The organism is Nocardia sp. CA-129566, assembly GCF_050956075.1.
Classification (GTDB): Bacteria; Actinomycetota; Actinomycetes; order Mycobacteriales; family Mycobacteriaceae; genus Nocardia.
This window is the reverse complement of record NZ_CP192085.1, coordinates 6,678,118-6,693,016: the sequence shown is the minus strand read 5'-3', so window position 1 is coordinate 6,693,016 and position 14,899 is coordinate 6,678,118. Positions and strand designations below refer to the sequence as shown.

Below are 14,899 nucleotides of genomic sequence, written 5' to 3'. Positions count from 1 at the left end.
AATGCCCGGCACAATCGGCCATGTTGCTGCTGATGCACAGATTTACTCCTGTGACGGCAGTAAACGTTCGTGCTTGAACTGCTCTACCTGAAATACCTTGCACCGCACGTGCATACGTGCTGAGCGCAGGTGCTGTGATGTGCGGTTCCATCCCCGATTTCGAGGTGGGTACCGCGCGGTGGCCGGGTCGACGGAAGGGGAGAGCACACATGATCAGCGAGTTCGGGAAGGTATTGCGCCGGATAGCCATTGGTTTTCTGGTATCGACCGTCGTCGCGCTGGCGCTGGCCGGGCCGGCGTACGGCGATACCGGCAGCGCCTCCGGTTCGGGCGGCTCCGGTTCGAGTGGCGCGGGTTCGAGTGGCACGGGCTCGGGTGGCACGGGTTCGGGTGGCTCCGGTTCGCCGTCCGGCAGTTCCAGTGGCTCCGCGGGACTACCGTTCCCGAGCGTTGCCGGACTCGGCGCCTTGGCCGCGGCATACACCCAGATCGGCAAGCCCTACCAATGGGGCGGCACCGGTCCGCTCGCGTGGGACTGCTCGGGTCTGGTGCAGTGGTCGTTCGCGCAGGTGGGAGTGCGGCTGCCGCGCACCACCTGGCAGCAGGCCAGGGTCGGCGCCGCGGTCCCGTTGTCGGCGCTGTCGATGGGCGATGTCGTCATTCTGAACGAGGACGCGTCGCACGTCGGCATCTACGCGGGCTCCGGCCAGATCCTCGACGCCCACGACTGGGGGATCCCCGTCGGCCTGCATCCGCTCAGCCAGTTCCACATCTACACGATCCGTCGTTTCTGAGCCGGATCGGCTACGTTTCCACCGAACAGCGCGGCTGCGCGGAGACGGAAACGATGGGAACGAGATGGCGATCGGTGTGCGTAGAGGATCGGCACTGCGGGCGGCGGGTGCCGTCGCCGGGGCACTACTGCTCGTCGCGGCGGCAACCGGCTGCGGCGACGATAAGAAGGACGCGGCGTCCTCGGCACCCGGCGTGCTGGATGGTTTTTCGAAGCCGGAGAGTGTGCTCATCGCCGGGGACAAGTGGTTCGTATCGAATATCGGTGCGGCGCAGGAGCCGATGACCAAGGACGGCGACGGCTTCCTCTCGCGGCTGGACTCGACCGGAAAGGTGATCGAACGCAAGGCGATTCCGCGTGCGGGGGATCCGCCGCTGAACGCGCCCAAGGGAATGGCCTACGCGGACAACAAGGTGTTCGTCGCCGATATCGATCGCGTCGTCGGCTATGACGTCGACACGTTGGGACAGGTCTTCGAGGCCCCGCTCGGCGGCGATGCCGCGGCGCTGCTCAATGACATCGCGGTGCTCGACGATAAGACCCTGCTGGTCACCGATACGGTGCGCGGTGCGGTGTACAAGCTCGATCTCGAGAGCAAGAAGTTCGGCACGCTGACCACGTCGATTCCGGGCGCCAACGGCATCGTGCTCGACAAGTCGACCAAGACCGCCTATGTCGCGGGACTCGGCGCGCACTTCGAGGGCGGCGATCTGTACAAGTTCGGTATCGAGCACGCTCCGGCTGCCGTGGGCAAGGTCGGCACGGTGCACGGCGTATTCGACGGCATCGCACTGCTGCCCAACGGCGATCTCGCGGTATCGGACTGGGTATCCGCCGATAAGCCGGTGCCCGGCACGATCAAGATCTATCGCACCGACGGCACCGAGGTCTCGACCGTCAAGTTGCCCCAGGATCTGCACGGACCGGCCGATTTCACGCTGGACGGGACCGGGAAGAACCTTGTAGTGCCCGCGGTGGCCGACGATAAGGTCGCCATCGTCGCGCTGCCCTGAGTCCAATCGAACCGGGGCCGATCGAACCGATGCATTCGAACCAGAGCCCGATCGAACCCGGGCCGGTCGAATCGGGGCCCGATCGAACCGGGCCGATCGAACCGGAGCCCGATCGAACCGGAGCCCGATCGAACCGGAGCCGATTGAACCGGGGCCGATTGAACCGGAGCCGATCGAACTGGGCCCGGTCGAACCGGAGCCGATTGGAACCGATGCATTCGAACCGGGGCCCGATCGAACCCGGGCCGGTCGAACCGGGGCCCGATCGAACCGGGGCCGGTCGAACCGGAGCCGATCGAACTGGGCCCGGTCGAACCGGAGCCGATTGGAACCGATGCATTCGAACCGGGGCCCGATCGAACCCGGGCCGGTCGAACCGGGGCCCGATCGAACCCGGGCCGGTCGAACCGGGGCCCGATCGAACCGGGGCCGGTCGAACCGGGGCCCGATCGAACCGGAGCCGATCGAACCGTGCCGATCGAACCGGAGCCGATCGAACCGTGCCGATCGAACCGGAGCCGATCGAACCGGAGCCGGATCGAATCGGGGCCGATTGAATCGGGGCCCAATTCAGTCGACGAGTTGGCGCAGTAGCGGCCCGTACTGCGGATGGGCCAGGGCCGAGGCGAATTGCGCGACCAGGTAGTCGGCCGGGTTACCGGTGTCGTACCAGCGGCCCTGGATGACCTGGCCGAAGACCGGACTGTCGGCGGCGTGCACATTGATCGCATCGGTGAGATAGACCTCGCCGGTGCGGTGCTCGTACCACTGCTCGGTCTGTCTGCGGAGCTCGCAGATGATGCCGGGGGTGACGACATAGCCGCCGATCGCGGCGAAGTTCGAGGGGGCGTCCTCGGGCTTCGGCTTCTCCCGCAGACCGGTGATGCGCAGCAGGCCGTTGCCGTGGTCGTCGGCGACGACCGGGACGCCGTAGCGCTGGGATTCGGACGGATCCATCGGCATCAGTGCGAGCACCGGGGCGCCGGTCGCTTCGTAAGCATCGATCAGCTGCTGTGCCCGCGGCACCCGGGCGACGAAGACGTCGTCGGGCCACAGCACCAGCATCGGCTCGTCGCCGAGATTGCGGGCGGCATTGAGCACCGGGGTGCCGTTGCCGTAGGGGCCGTGCTGGTCGAGGTAGGTGATGTGTCCGAGCCTGGACAGTTCGCCGACCTCTTCCACCGCGTCGGCGTATGCGTCCTTGCCGTCCGCGCGCAGTTGGGCGACCAGCGCGGGATTCGGGCGGAAGTGGTCCTGGATCAAGGACTTTCCGCCACTGACCACGATCGTGATATCGGTGATTCCGGATGCGACCAGCTCGCGGACGGTGTGCTCGATGACCGGCTTATCGCCGACCGGCAGCATCTCCTTGGGGATGGCCTTGGTCAGCGGCAGCAGGCGCGAGCCGATTCCGGCGGCCGGGATCACGGCCTTGCGGATCTTCATGATCCGATCATCACATATCCGGCCGGGTACGAACGGCCGATCCCCAGGCTTCGGCAGTGCCGGCCCAGGTGGCAACACATTGGAATCGTGCCAGGTCACGGCGGGTCGGGCAGCGCTGAGCGTCGCGCGCGCCCGGCCGCCCGGCCCCCGAGGTCAGTAGCAATTTCGCAGTAATTACGCGGCTGAGGCACATCTGGCGCCCAGGTCGGCCGCCGGTGCGCACAGGTTGGGTGCGCCGCGCACGAGTTCACCCGGCGGATCCGTGCGAGGTTGGCGTGCCGGGGCGCGGCACGGTCGACCAATCGGCCACGGCTCGTGTGGGTGCCGACCTGTCGGTGGGGCGGCGTAGATTTCCGTGCGTGAGCACTGATAACACCGAGGGGGTCGCGGCCTCGCGCACGGCCCGGCGGTGGGTGCTGCACATCGATATGGATGCCTTCTTCGCCTCGGTCGAGCAGCTTACCCGGCCGACGCTGCGTGGCCGCCCGGTGCTGGTCGGTGGTACCGGTGGGCGCGGTGTGGTCGCGGGGGCCAGCTACGAGGCGCGGGTATTCGGTGCGCGCTCGGCGATGCCGATGCATCAGGCGCGGCGGCTGGTCGGGGTGACGGCGGTGGTGGTGCCGCCGCGTGGCGCGGTGTACAGCGTGGTGAGCGCGCAGGTTTTCGACGCGCTGCGCACCCGCATTCCGGTGCTCGAGACGCTGTCGTTCGACGAGGCGTTCGGCGAACCCGCCGGATTGGTGGGGGCGAGCGTCGAGCGGGTGCGCGAATTCTGTGAGGAGCTGCGTGCGCTGGTGCGGGAGCGGACCGGGCTGGTCGCCTCGGTGGGCGCCGGAACCGGCAAGCAGCTCGCCAAGATCGCTTCCGGAATGGCCAAACCCGATGGGGTGCGGGTGGTTTCGCCGGATGAGCAGCAGCAGCTGCTCGCTCGCCTGCCGGTACGCAAACTATGGGGGATCGGGCCGGTGGCCGATAGCCGTTTGCGCTCCCTCGGCATCGAGACGGTGGGCGCCTTCGCCGCTCTGCCGGAATCGGAGGCGGCCTCGATCCTCGGCGGCAGCGTCGGCGCGGCGCTGCACCGGCTGGCCCGCGGCATCGATGACCGCCCGGTCGCCGAGCGCGCCGAGGCCAAGCAGATCAGCGCCGAGAACACCTACGAGACCGATATCGTCACGATGGCCCAGTTGCGCCCGGCCATCGAGGCGATGGCGGCGGCCGCGCACCGTCGCCTGGAAAAGGACGGACGGGCCGCGCGCACCGTGGTGCTGAAGCTGAAGAAATCCGATATGAGCATCGTGACCAGGTCTTTCACCCTGGCGTACGCGACGACCGAGCTGGCAACGCTGACCACGGCGGCGCAGCGTTCGGCCATCGACCCGGCCGAGCTCGGGCCGATTCGGCTAGTCGGTGTGGGCTATGGCGGGCTGTCGACCGTGCGGCAGGAGTCGCTGTTCCCGGAGCTGGATCAGGCGCCGGTGGAGGATGCTGACGTCTGGGCAGGCGATGCGGCGCACTCCGATCGTTGGGGCGGATCAGCCGAGGCCGAAAGCGGCCCATCTGGCGTCGTGGCGGTGCTCGATACGGGCTCGTCGGTTGAGCAGGCGGGCGTCGGGACCGAGCACGCCGAGACCGCATCCGGGGTGACATCGGCGCAGCGGGTTTCTGTGGCCACGCAGTCGAGCGTCGGTGCAGCTCAGGGTGATTCGCCACCGCCAAAGGCGACGCTGTGGTATCCAGGACTCGATGTCGCCCATCCCGAATTCGGGCATGGGTGGGTGCAAGGTGCCGGACTCGGTGTGGTTACCGTTCGGTTCGAGACCAGCTCGACAGGGCCCGGTCCGGCGCGTACCTTTGCCGCCGACGACATCAGTCTGTCCCGGGCGGATCCGCTCGGCAGTCTCCGCTGACAGGTAGCCTGGGTCAGTCGTGCAACGTCGCCGGTCCGGGTGACGGCTGCCGTTGGTGGAACGACATGTACCTACTCGAACGCAAAGGACGAGCAGTTGAAGCTTCGTAAGACTGGACGCATCGCCATCGCCGCTCTAGCCGTTGTCGCCGCACTCGGCATGACCGCCTGCAGCGATGACAAGGACAGCAAGCCGGCCGCGAAGACGAGCACCAGCGCCAAGGCCTCGGCCAGTGCGAGCGCGAACACCAACCTGCCGCCGGTCCCCACCGCCGCGGAGCTGAACACCCAGCTGCAGCGCGCGCTCGATCCGTCGGTGCCGAATTCGGAGAAGCTGGACGGCGTGCAGGGCGCGCAGGCCGACCCGGAACTGCCGAATCGCCTGGCCGAGGCCGCCAAGACCGCCAACATCACGGTGACGGTCACCGATGTGGCCAGCTTCGGCGACAGTGTCAACGCCAAGGCCAAGGTCGTGCTCAACGGCCAGGAGAACGTTGTCGACGTGCCGTTCGTCGCCGAGGACGGCAAGTGGAAGATCCAGAAGGCTTGGGCCTGCACCATGCTGACCAACCTGGGCCAGCAGTCGACGGCCTGCAGCTAGCCGTAGCGACTGCTTGCAGGTCGCTCGAAATGACCAGCCATGGTCGCGGCCGAGCCGGGCAGTGCCCCGGCGTCGGCCGTGGCTGTGCGTTGGATGAGAATCAATGCTGTACACCAGCAAGAACTTTCGTTTGGAATAGTTACCGTTAGGATCAGGCCCCGTGGCTGACACGATGGTGTGGGCGGGGCAGCCGTCCGTCGAGGAATCCGAACCCGGGACGGCACAATCGAACAGACGTGGCGGGTGGGCCGGGCCGATCGCGCTGATCGCGGGCCTATTGGGCGCCTTGTTCGCGGTGGCGGTGCCGCTGCTGCCGGTGCGTGTGGACGCGGCGACGCTGAATTGGCCGCAGGCCGGTTCCGCGCGCAGTATCGAGGCGCCGCTGATCTCCTATGCGCCACTGACTTTCGACGCCACCCTGCCCTGTGCGGCGATCAACCAACTCAGCGCCAAGGGCGGCACGCTCGTGGCGACCGGACCCAATGGCGCGCCGGATCTCGAGCGATACGGATTCGTCGCGCGCGTACAGGCCGCGGCCGACACCCCGGCGCGGTTGGATGTGGTGCTGCGCAACCAGGCATTGCTCAGTCTGCCGGTGGCCGAGTTGGTTCCGGGCTGTGAACTCACCGTGCACGCCGACAACACCACTGCCACCGCCACTTTGGTCGGATTCGAGGCGCCCGGGTTCCCGGTGGTGCTCAATGGCGACTACCGGCCGCAGATGGTCGGCATCTTCAGTGATCTGGCCGCGGCCGACGGTGCGCGCGTCAGCGCCGAACTCGACACCCGATTCTCGTCCACGCCCACGCCGCTCAAGCGCGCGGCGATCTGGCTGGCGGTGCTGTGCACGATTGTTTCGCTGGTCGCGCTGTACCGGCTCGATCGGCGCGACGGTCGGCGGGTGCGGCGCTTCCTGCCGCAGCGCTGGTGGACGTTCTCACTGCTCGACGTCGTGGTGCTCGCCACCATGCTGGTCTGGTACTTCATCGGGTCGACGACCTCCGATGACGGCTACCAGTTCGGCATGGCGCGCGCCTCGGGTGCCGCGGGCTATATGGCCAACTACTTCGCCTACTTCGGAGTGCCCGAAAATCCGGTCGGCACACCGTATTACGACCTGATCCGGATCATGACGCAGATCAGCACCGCCAGCCCGTGGGTGCGGCTGCCCGCGCTGTGCTGCGGTGTGCTGATGTGGCTGCTGCTCAGCCGCGAGGTGGCGCCGCGGCTCGGTGTCGCGGTGCGGCACAACCGCGTCGCGATGTGGACCGGTGCGCTGGGCTTCCTCACCATCTGGCTGGCCTATGACAACGGACTGCGTCCGGAACCGCCGGTGGCGCTGGGACTTCTGCTGACCTGGTGTCTGGTCGAGCGTGCGATCGCGACCCGGCGGTTGTTGCCGGCCGGATTCGCGATCCTGGTCGCGGCCTTCGCCTGTACGGCGGGGCCCTCCGGTGTCATCTGTATCGCGGCGCTGCTGGCCGGATTGCGGCCGGTCGCGCGAATCATCATGGCCCGCATCGACACTCGGGGTTCGGCGCGCGTACTCGGTCACGCGATGCTGCTCGCGCCGCTGCTCGCCGCCGGTGGGGTCGCGCTGGCGATCATGTTCGCCGATCAGCCGCTGGCGGCGACGTTCGAGATGAAGCGCATCCATCACATCGTCGGCCCGGATGTGGAGTGGTTCAACGACTATCTGCGCTACCAGTACCTGTTCCAAGGTGAGACCGACGGCTCGGTCGGCCGCCGGATCGGCGTGCTCGCGATGTTCGCCGGGCTCGTCGCCTGTGTACTCGTGTTGCTGCGCAAGGGCGGTCGCATCCCGCTGACCGCCGCTGGCCCGACCCGGCGCATTCTCGGTGTCACCGTCGGCGCGCTGCTGCTGATCATGGTCACGCCCACCAAGTGGACCCATCACTTCGGTGTCTACGCGGGTGTGGCCGGAGCCGTCGCGATGGTGACCGCCATGGCCGTCGCACCGCGGGTGCTGCGCGCGCCGCGCTACCGCGCCCTGTTCGCCGCGGTGGTCGCGTTCCTGCTCGCGCTGGTGTTCTCCGGTCCCAATAAGTGGTGGTATGTCTCGTCCTACGGCATTCCGTGGTGGGATAAGCCGCCGGTGATCGCCGGGCTCGAGCTCAACAAGCTGTTCCTGCTCGCCACCGCCGCATTGCTCGCGGTGGCCGCATGGTGGCATGTGCACGCACCGGAACCCGGTACGCCGCACAAGGTTTCGCGGTTCGCGTGGCGGGTGTCGGTGCTGCCGCCGCTGACCATCGCGCTGGCGCTGCTCGTGGTCTGGGATGTCGGTTCCTTCGCCAAGGCGGCCGTGGCCCAGGGGCCGGCGTTCTCGCTGGCGCGCTCGAATATCGAGGCGTTGGCCGGGAAGACGGCCGGTTTGGCCGGACACGTACTGGTCGAATCCGATCCCAATGCGGGCATGCTGCAGCCGCTGACCGGCGACGCGGTGAGCACACTGTCGGGCACCGGGACCGGATTCACCGGTGCGGGCGTGGCGGCCGATCTGCGCCCCGATGACGATTCGAGTCCGACCGGCAGTATCGCCGACGCGTTGAGCAGCAAGTCGGCCTCGGACAACACGGCTGGGACCGCCTCTCCCGCACTGCCTTTCGGACTGAATCCGGCAACCACACCGGTGCTCGGCAGCTACGGCTCCGGTGACGCGGGGCCCGCCGACCTGACCACCGGCTGGTACCGGCTTCCCGAACCCGGCGACCGGACCGGCATCATCGCGCTGACCGCGGCGGGCCGGATCAGATCGGTCGATGCCGACGGTATCGTCACGCCGGGGCAGAACCTCGAAATCGAATACGGTGCAACCGATTCCGCGACCACCGCACAGCCGATGGGCAAGGTCATCCCCATCGATATCGGACCGGCGCCGTCCTGGCGCAATCTGCGCGTCCCGTTCACCGAAATCCCGACTGGCGCGGACGTTATCCGCATCGTCGCCATCGACCGCGACCGCAACCCCAAGCAGTGGCTGGCCGTCACCCCGCCCCGCGTTCCGCAGACCAGAACGCTGAATGAGGTTGTCGGCTCACAGGTTCCGGTCCTCACCGACTGGATGGTCGGCCTGCAATTCCCCGATCAGCGCCCCTACGACCACCGCGACAATATCGCCGAAGTCCCCGCCTACCGCATCCTCCCGGACCGTCCCGGCGCCGAGATCACCACTCTGTGGCAGAGCCATGACGGCGGCGGCCCGCTCGGCTGGTCCAATATGCTGCTGCGCCCCCGCACCCTGGCCACCTATCTCGACCAGGACTGGCGGCGAGATTGGGGCGAACTGCAACAACTGACTCGCATCGACCCGAAAGCCGATCCCGCCAGACCCGAGATCACCCAGCAAGACCACTCCGGTCTGTGGACTCCGGGACATATCAACACCGCCTACTGACCGGCGTCGCCGAACCTGTCGGTACCCACGCTCAGTGCCGACATCCCGATCGGTACCGAGCGCAGTATCCGCAGGCAGGCGGGATCTGATGGAGATGACAGTGAGTACTTACGCGATCATCATCGAGCGTGGCGAGACCGGTGGCTATGGTGCCTATAGCCCGGATCTGCCCGGCTGTGTCGCGATGGCGGACGACCAGGACGAATGTCTGCGACTCATGATCGAGGCGATCGAGTTCCATCTCGCGGGGTTGCGCGAGGATGGCAAGCCGATCCCGCATCCGAATACCGTAGCTGCGACGACGTTCACAACGGCCGCATGAGGCCGATGCGCGGCTAGCGGTTGACGCTGTTGGTGGCGATGCGGGTGGCGAGGGTGGCCAGGTCGTCGGCGGTGAAACCCGGGTAGCCGTGGAGGATCTCGCGCCAAGGGGCGGGGATGGCGCTGGCGCCCCAGCGGGCGCCGAGGAGACCGCCCGCGATGGCGGCGGTGGTGTCGGTGTCCCCGCCCGCGCGGACGCAGAGTTCGAGGGCGCGGGGGAGGTGTTCGGGGCCGGAGGCGTCGGCGGTGGTGATGGCCCACCAAGCGGTCTGGAGGGCGTGCACCACCCAGCCGTTGTTCGAAAAGTCTTGTGGGGTACCGGATTCGGCTTGGTCGAGCAGATAGGTCCAGTAGGCGGCGCTGGGCGAGTCGTCGACGAAGGCGCGGACGCCGTCGAAGGTTCCGCCGAGCACCGCGTGTCGAATGGCGGCGGTCCAGATTTTACAGGCCTCGATCGCCTGCTGGTCGTGATGGGTGAGCGCGCCGATCGCACCGGCCATCCGGACGCATTCCGCGGCGTCGCCGAGATAGGCGAGGGCGACCGGCGCGGTGCGCATGAGCGAACCGTTGCCGCCGGTCTTGCCGTGCAATGACATGGCCTGCATCTGCATTTCCCTGGCCGAGCGCGGGCGCACCGCGAGCACGGCGCGGGTCTGGATGCCGATATCGGGCGGATCGGAATCGAACCATCGGACGAATCCGGCGGCCACCTCGTCGAGATCGATACCGGACCCCTTATCGGCCGCCAGCGCGATGACGATCGCCATGGAGGTGTCGTCGGTCCACTGTCCAGGGGCCCACCGGCACGGCCCGCCGCCGATCATATCGATCGCGACATGTGTTCCCGGCCACGTGAATTCGTAACCCGCGCCGAGCGCATCGCCCGTCGCGGTGCCGAGCAGCACGCCCGCCGCCCGATCGAGTTGCGCATCGTCCAGCATCGAAGAAAACCTTCCGGTCCGGCTGTGATCGCGGCCAATGTACCCGATGACCAGGGCAATTCCGTCCTGTCGGTATCGACAAGTGACGCTGTACAAATCTGTGCCCTCACTACGAAACCAGGGCTGGGAATAGCAGGTCAGTCGCGGTCTACGAGAGTCGACGGTTCGGGTTCGACGGCCTTGGCGCCCGGCCGCCCACGCCGCCGCCCACGCATGAGCGCATCGGCGGTGAAGATCGCCAGTGCCGCCCAGATGAGCGCGAATCCGGCCCACCGCGACGCGGGCATGGGCTCATGCGCGACGGCCACGCCCCAGGCCATCTGGAGCGCCGGAGTGAGGTACTGGAGCAGTCCCATGGTCGAGAGCGGAACCCGTTGCGCGGCAACGGCGAACAGCAGCAATGGCAATAGGGTGACCGGACCGGTCGAGATCATCAATCCGGAATGCCCTATGCCGCTGGCGAATTCACTGCGACCCGTCACCGCGAACACGATCACGAAGGCCAGTGCGAACGGCGCGGCAACCAACCCCTCGGCCGCGATCCCGTGCAGCGCGTCCAGCGGAATCACCTTTTTCACCAGCCCATAGGTGGCGAATGAGCAGGCCAGTGCCAGCGCGATCAGCGGCGGCCTGCCGTAGTCGACGGTGAGCACCGCGACGGCCAGCGCGCCGAGTCCGAGTGCCGCCCACTGCGCCCTGGCCAGCCGCTCGCGGAAGATCAGTACGCCGAATGCCACCGTCACCAATGGGTTGATGAAGTAGCCGAGCGCGCACTCCACCACATGTCCGGAGGTGACGCCGTAGACGTACACGCCCCAGTTGATCGACAGCGCCGCGATGGCCACCGCCGCCATCCGCCAGGTCCGCGCGCCGATCCCACGCAGCCCATCCAGCTGGCCGGTCATCGCGAGCAGGACCAGCACCAGCGCCAGGGTCCACAGGATGCGCTGCGCCACCACCTCGGCCGGGTTGGCGAAGGCCAGTAGCCCGAAGTATGCGGGGAACATGCCCCAGATCAGAAATGCGCCGGTACCGAACGCTACGCCGGGGACTGTCCTGCTTCGCTGCACCCTGCCGACCGTAGTTCTCGGTAGCCTTGCGGTCATGTCGATAACCGTGTCAAAGACGGCCGTCACCGGGCTGACCGCGGCGGAGGTCGAGCAGCGCCGCCGTGACGGGCGCACCAACGATGTGCCGGACCGGGCGAGCCGATCCGTGCGCGATATCGTCCGTGCCAACGTCTTCACCAGGATCAACGCCATCCTGGGCGTGCTGTTCATCCTGGTGCTCGCGACCGGTTCGATCATCGACGGCATGTTCGGTCTGCTGATCATCGCCAATAGCGCGGTCGGCATCATCCAGGAGATCCGCGCCAAGCGCACCCTGGACCAGCTGGCCATTGTCGGCCAGGCCAAGCCGACCGTGCGCCGCGACGGTAAGGCGCAGGAGATCATGCCGAAGGAGGTCGTACTCGACGATCTGATCGAGCTCGGTCCCGGCGACCAGATCGTCGTCGATGGCAGCGTCGAGGAATCCGCACTGCTCGAGGTCGACGAATCGCTGCTCACCGGTGAGGCCGATCCGGTGGACAAGCCGGTCGGCGCGGCGGTGATGTCGGGCAGCTACGTCGTCTCCGGTTCCGGCGCCTACCGCGCGACCAAGGTCGGCAAGGACGCCTATGCGGCCAAACTCGCCGAGGAGGCCAGCAAGTTCACGCTGGTGAAGTCCGAGCTGCGCAGCGGCATCGACACCATCCTCAAGGTCATCACCTACCTGTTGATCCCGGCCGGTCTGCTGAGCATCTACAACCAGCTATTTTCCAGTAAGGAGTCCTGGCAGCCCGCGCTCACCGGCATGGTCGCGGCACTGGTGCCGATGGTGCCCGAGGGACTGGTGTTGATGACCTCGGTCGCCTTCGCGGTCGGTGTCGTGCGACTCGGCAGGCGCCAATGTCTGGTACAGGAATTGCCCGCCATCGAGGGCTTGGCCCGGGTGGACGTGGTCTGCGCGGATAAGACCGGCACGCTCACCGAGAACGGGATGCGCCTGTCGGATATCAAGACGCTCGGCTCATTCGACGATGCCGAGGTGCGCCGGGCTCTGGCGGCCATGGCCGCCGACGATCCGCGCCCGAATGCGAGCGTGCAGGCGATCGGCGAGGAGCTGACCGATAGACCGCAGTGGCAGCAGACCGCGGTCGCGCCGTTCTCCTCGGCGAAGAAGTGGAGCGGCTGCTCCTATGGCGAGCACGGCGACTGGCTGCTCGGTGCGCCCGATGTGCTGCTCGATCCGAGCTCCGAAGACGCCCGCGTCGCAGAGGAACTCGGCTCCTCGGGTCTGCGTATTCTGCTGCTGGCACGCAGCGACCGTCCGGTCGATGCCGCCGACGCCCCTGGCACTGTCGATCCCGCCGCACTCGTCGTACTCGAGCAGAAGGTGCGTCCCGATGCCCGCGAAACCCTGGATTACTTTGCCAGCCAGCAGGTTTCGATCAAGGTGATCTCCGGTGACAATGCCGTGTCGGTCGGCGCGGTGGCGTCCTCGCTGGACCTGCCCGGCGGCGATCATCCGGTCGACGCCCGCGAATTGCCCCAAGACCGCGACGCGCTCGCCGATGTGCTGGAGACCGAGACCACCTTCGGCCGGGTGCGCCCGGATCAGAAGCGGGCCATGGTGGCCGCCCTGCAATCTCGCGACCACACCGTCGCCATGACCGGTGACGGTGTGAACGACGTACTGGCGCTGAAGGATTCCGATATCGGCGTGGCCATGGGCTCGGGCAGTCCGGCCACGCGGGCGGTCGCGCAGATCGTGTTGCTGGACAATAAATTCGCCACGCTGCCGTATGTGGTCGGCGAGGGCCGCCGGGTGATCGGCAATATCGAGCGGGTCTCGAATCTGTTCCTCACCAAGACCGTGTACTCGGTACTGCTCGCCTTCCTCATCGGTATCGCCGGTATCGGCTCGCAGATCTTCGACTACGACCCGATCGGATATCCGTTCCTGCCGAGGCATGTCACGATCGCGGCCTGGTTCACCATCGGCATCCCGGCCTTCATCCTGTCGCTGGCGCCGAACAATGAACGCGCCCGCTCCGGATTCGTTTCGCGCGTCATGCGTTTGGCGATTCCGTCCGGTGTGGTGATCGGCGTCGCCACCTTCGTCGCCTACCTGATCGCCTACGCGGGGCCGCATGCCACCCCTGAGCAGAAGGAGCAGGCGGGCACCACGGCGCTCATTACGCTGATCATGATCGCGGTGTGGGTGCTCGCCATCGTCGCCCGGCCGTATGTGTGGTGGAAGGTGGTGCTCATCGGCGCCTCGATCCTCGCCTATGTGCTGTTGTTCACGATCCCGTTCACCAGGCATTTCTTCAAACTCGATCCCTCGAATGTCGGGCTCACCACCGCGGCGTTCGTCTGCGGGGCGGTTGGCATCGTGCTCGTCGAGGCCGCCTGGTGGATCGCCGCCGCCGGTCGCGGCGAGAAGCACTCGCTACTTCCGAGCTCACCGGGCGGGGGCGCCTGAACAATTGGACAGGTGACTCGCCGCGCCACGAGATACCTTGTGCGAAGCGATCATTCGGGGTTGGAGTACCTTCTCGACTATGGAGGTATTGCTGCACCAGATCGACGCGTTCGCCGACGCACCGTTCTCGGGCAACCCAGCCGCGGTCATGCCGCTGCCCACCTGGCTGCCCGACGAGCTGTTGCAACAGCTGGCCGAGGAGAACAACCTCGCCGAGACCGCCTTCTATACGTCCCAATTACCCGTCGAGGCGGGTGGGCCACCCGGGGAATGGCCCGCCTGTCACCTGCGCTGGTTCACCCCGACGATGGAGGTGGACATGTGCGGCCACGCCACCATGGCCGCGGCCGCGCAGATCCTCGAGGACATCCACCCGGGCGAGGACCGGGTGAGCTTCTTCACGCGCAGCGGCTGGCTGCACGTCGACCGCACCGATGACGACGAATACGTACTCGACCTACCGGCCCTGGAATCCAAGGAGGTCACGCCCGATCCCGCACTGGTGGACGCGCTCGGTGTGCGCCCGGTGCGCGCGTACACCGGATTCGACGAGGTGATCGTGCTCGGCTCCGAACGGGAGGTGCGCGAGGCGCGGCCGAATTTCGCGGCCTTCCCGCCGCTCGCGTTCGACGCCGTGATCACCGCGCCCGGCGATACCGTCGACTTCGTCTCCCGGGTCTTCGGTCCGGACCTCGGTGTGGTCGAGGATCCGGTCACGGGATCGGCCCATGCCCAACTGGTTCCGCTGTGGAGCCGCGAATTCGGCCGCGCCCAACTCAGTGCCCGTCAGCTATCCGCGCGGGGCGGCAGCCTGCGCTGTGAACTCGCTGGCGACCGGGTGCTGCTCATCGGACGGTGCCGTCGGTACCTGGATGGTGTTGTGACACTGCCGGATTGAAGTGACGGAGTCGAGCGCATCGCCTACTGCACCG

The 14,899-nt window shown here is 67.2% G+C and carries 11 protein-coding genes; 8 read left to right on the top strand and 3 right to left on the bottom strand.

Going from position 1 to position 14,899, the window contains the following annotated elements:
• The first annotated feature begins 209 nt into the window (after positions 1 to 209).
• Positions 210 to 794, top strand: a complete 585-nt coding sequence (locus tag ACQP0C_RS29400) for an NlpC/P60 family protein (RefSeq protein ID WP_433725133.1) — start codon at positions 210 to 212, stop codon at positions 792 to 794.
• A 76-nt stretch (positions 795 to 870) separates the two neighbouring features.
• Positions 871 to 1,806 carry a hypothetical protein gene (locus ACQP0C_RS29395; protein ID WP_433725131.1) on the top strand — a complete coding sequence of 312 codons (936 nt, stop codon included), beginning with the start codon at positions 871 to 873 and terminating at the stop codon, positions 1,804 to 1,806.
• Positions 1,807 to 2,376: 570 nt separating this feature from the next.
• Here ACQP0C_RS29395 and ACQP0C_RS29390 read toward each other — a convergent pair.
• A complete protein-coding gene (locus ACQP0C_RS29390) occupies positions 2,377 to 3,252 on the bottom strand; it encodes a UTP--glucose-1-phosphate uridylyltransferase (protein ID WP_433679512.1) in 876 nt (291 codons plus the stop codon).
• Positions 3,253 to 3,680: 428 nt separating this feature from the next.
• Here ACQP0C_RS29390 and ACQP0C_RS29385 point away from each other — a divergent pair, with 428 nt between their 5' ends.
• The 4 genes from ACQP0C_RS29385 to ACQP0C_RS29370 all read left to right on the top strand — a co-directional run bounded on the left by ACQP0C_RS29385 (position 3,681) and on the right by ACQP0C_RS29370 (position 9,499).
• A complete protein-coding gene (locus ACQP0C_RS29385; protein WP_433734690.1) occupies positions 3,681 to 5,159 on the top strand; it encodes a DNA polymerase IV in 1,479 nt (492 codons plus the stop codon).
• Between the two features lie 96 nt (positions 5,160 to 5,255).
• Complete coding sequence (locus ACQP0C_RS29380; protein WP_433725129.1) at positions 5,256 to 5,759, top strand: hypothetical protein; 504 nt, start codon at positions 5,256 to 5,258, stop codon at positions 5,757 to 5,759.
• A 160-nt stretch (positions 5,760 to 5,919) separates the two neighbouring features.
• On the top strand, positions 5,920 to 9,177 hold the full coding sequence (locus tag ACQP0C_RS29375; protein ID WP_433725127.1) for an arabinosyltransferase domain-containing protein: 3,258 nt from the start codon (positions 5,920 to 5,922) through the stop codon (positions 9,175 to 9,177).
• A gap of 100 nt (positions 9,178 to 9,277) precedes the next feature.
• Positions 9,278 to 9,499, top strand: coding sequence for a type II toxin-antitoxin system HicB family antitoxin (locus tag ACQP0C_RS29370; protein ID WP_433725125.1), 222 nt, complete (start codon positions 9,278 to 9,280; stop codon positions 9,497 to 9,499).
• Between the two features lie 13 nt (positions 9,500 to 9,512).
• Here ACQP0C_RS29370 and ACQP0C_RS29365 read toward each other — a convergent pair whose 3' ends face one another.
• Positions 9,513 to 10,439, bottom strand: coding sequence for an ADP-ribosylglycohydrolase family protein (locus ACQP0C_RS29365; protein WP_433725123.1), 927 nt, complete (start codon positions 10,437 to 10,439; stop codon positions 9,513 to 9,515).
• Positions 10,440 to 10,576: 137 nt separating this feature from the next.
• Positions 10,577 to 11,545 carry an EamA family transporter RarD gene (gene rarD / locus ACQP0C_RS29360; RefSeq protein ID WP_433725121.1) on the bottom strand — a complete coding sequence of 323 codons (969 nt, stop codon included), beginning with the start codon at positions 11,543 to 11,545 and terminating at the stop codon, positions 10,577 to 10,579.
• Here rarD and ACQP0C_RS29355 point away from each other — a divergent pair.
• Both ACQP0C_RS29355 and ACQP0C_RS29350 read left to right on the top strand, forming a co-directional pair.
• Positions 11,544 to 13,967 carry an HAD-IC family P-type ATPase gene (locus tag ACQP0C_RS29355; protein ID WP_433725119.1) on the top strand — a complete coding sequence of 808 codons (2,424 nt, stop codon included), beginning with the start codon at positions 11,544 to 11,546 and terminating at the stop codon, positions 13,965 to 13,967. The two genes, rarD and ACQP0C_RS29355, sit on opposite strands and share 2 nt — an antisense overlap.
• A 79-nt stretch (positions 13,968 to 14,046) precedes the next feature.
• Positions 14,047 to 14,865 carry a PhzF family phenazine biosynthesis protein gene (locus ACQP0C_RS29350; protein ID WP_433725118.1) on the top strand — a complete coding sequence of 273 codons (819 nt, stop codon included), beginning with the start codon at positions 14,047 to 14,049 and terminating at the stop codon, positions 14,863 to 14,865.
• Positions 14,866 to 14,899: the final 34 nt, after the last annotated feature.

Coding starts and splice junctions, on each gene's coding strand:
- ACQP0C_RS29400 (WP_433725133.1), top strand. CDS start 210: ATGATCAGCGAGTTCGGGAAGGTATTGCGCCGGATAGCCATTGGTTTT.
- ACQP0C_RS29390 (WP_433679512.1), bottom strand. CDS start 3,252: ATGAAGATCCGCAAGGCCGTGATCCCGGCCGCCGGAATCGGCTCGCGC.
- ACQP0C_RS29385 (WP_433734690.1), top strand. CDS start 3,681: ATGGATGCCTTCTTCGCCTCGGTCGAGCAGCTTACCCGGCCGACGCTG.
- ACQP0C_RS29365 (WP_433725123.1), bottom strand. CDS start 10,439: ATGCTGGACGATGCGCAACTCGATCGGGCGGCGGGCGTGCTGCTCGGC.
- ACQP0C_RS29355 (WP_433725119.1), top strand. CDS start 11,544: ATGTCGATAACCGTGTCAAAGACGGCCGTCACCGGGCTGACCGCGGCG.
- rarD (WP_433725121.1), bottom strand. CDS start 11,545: ATGACCGCAAGGCTACCGAGAACTACGGTCGGCAGGGTGCAGCGAAGC.
- ACQP0C_RS29350 (WP_433725118.1), top strand. CDS start 14,047: ATGGAGGTATTGCTGCACCAGATCGACGCGTTCGCCGACGCACCGTTC.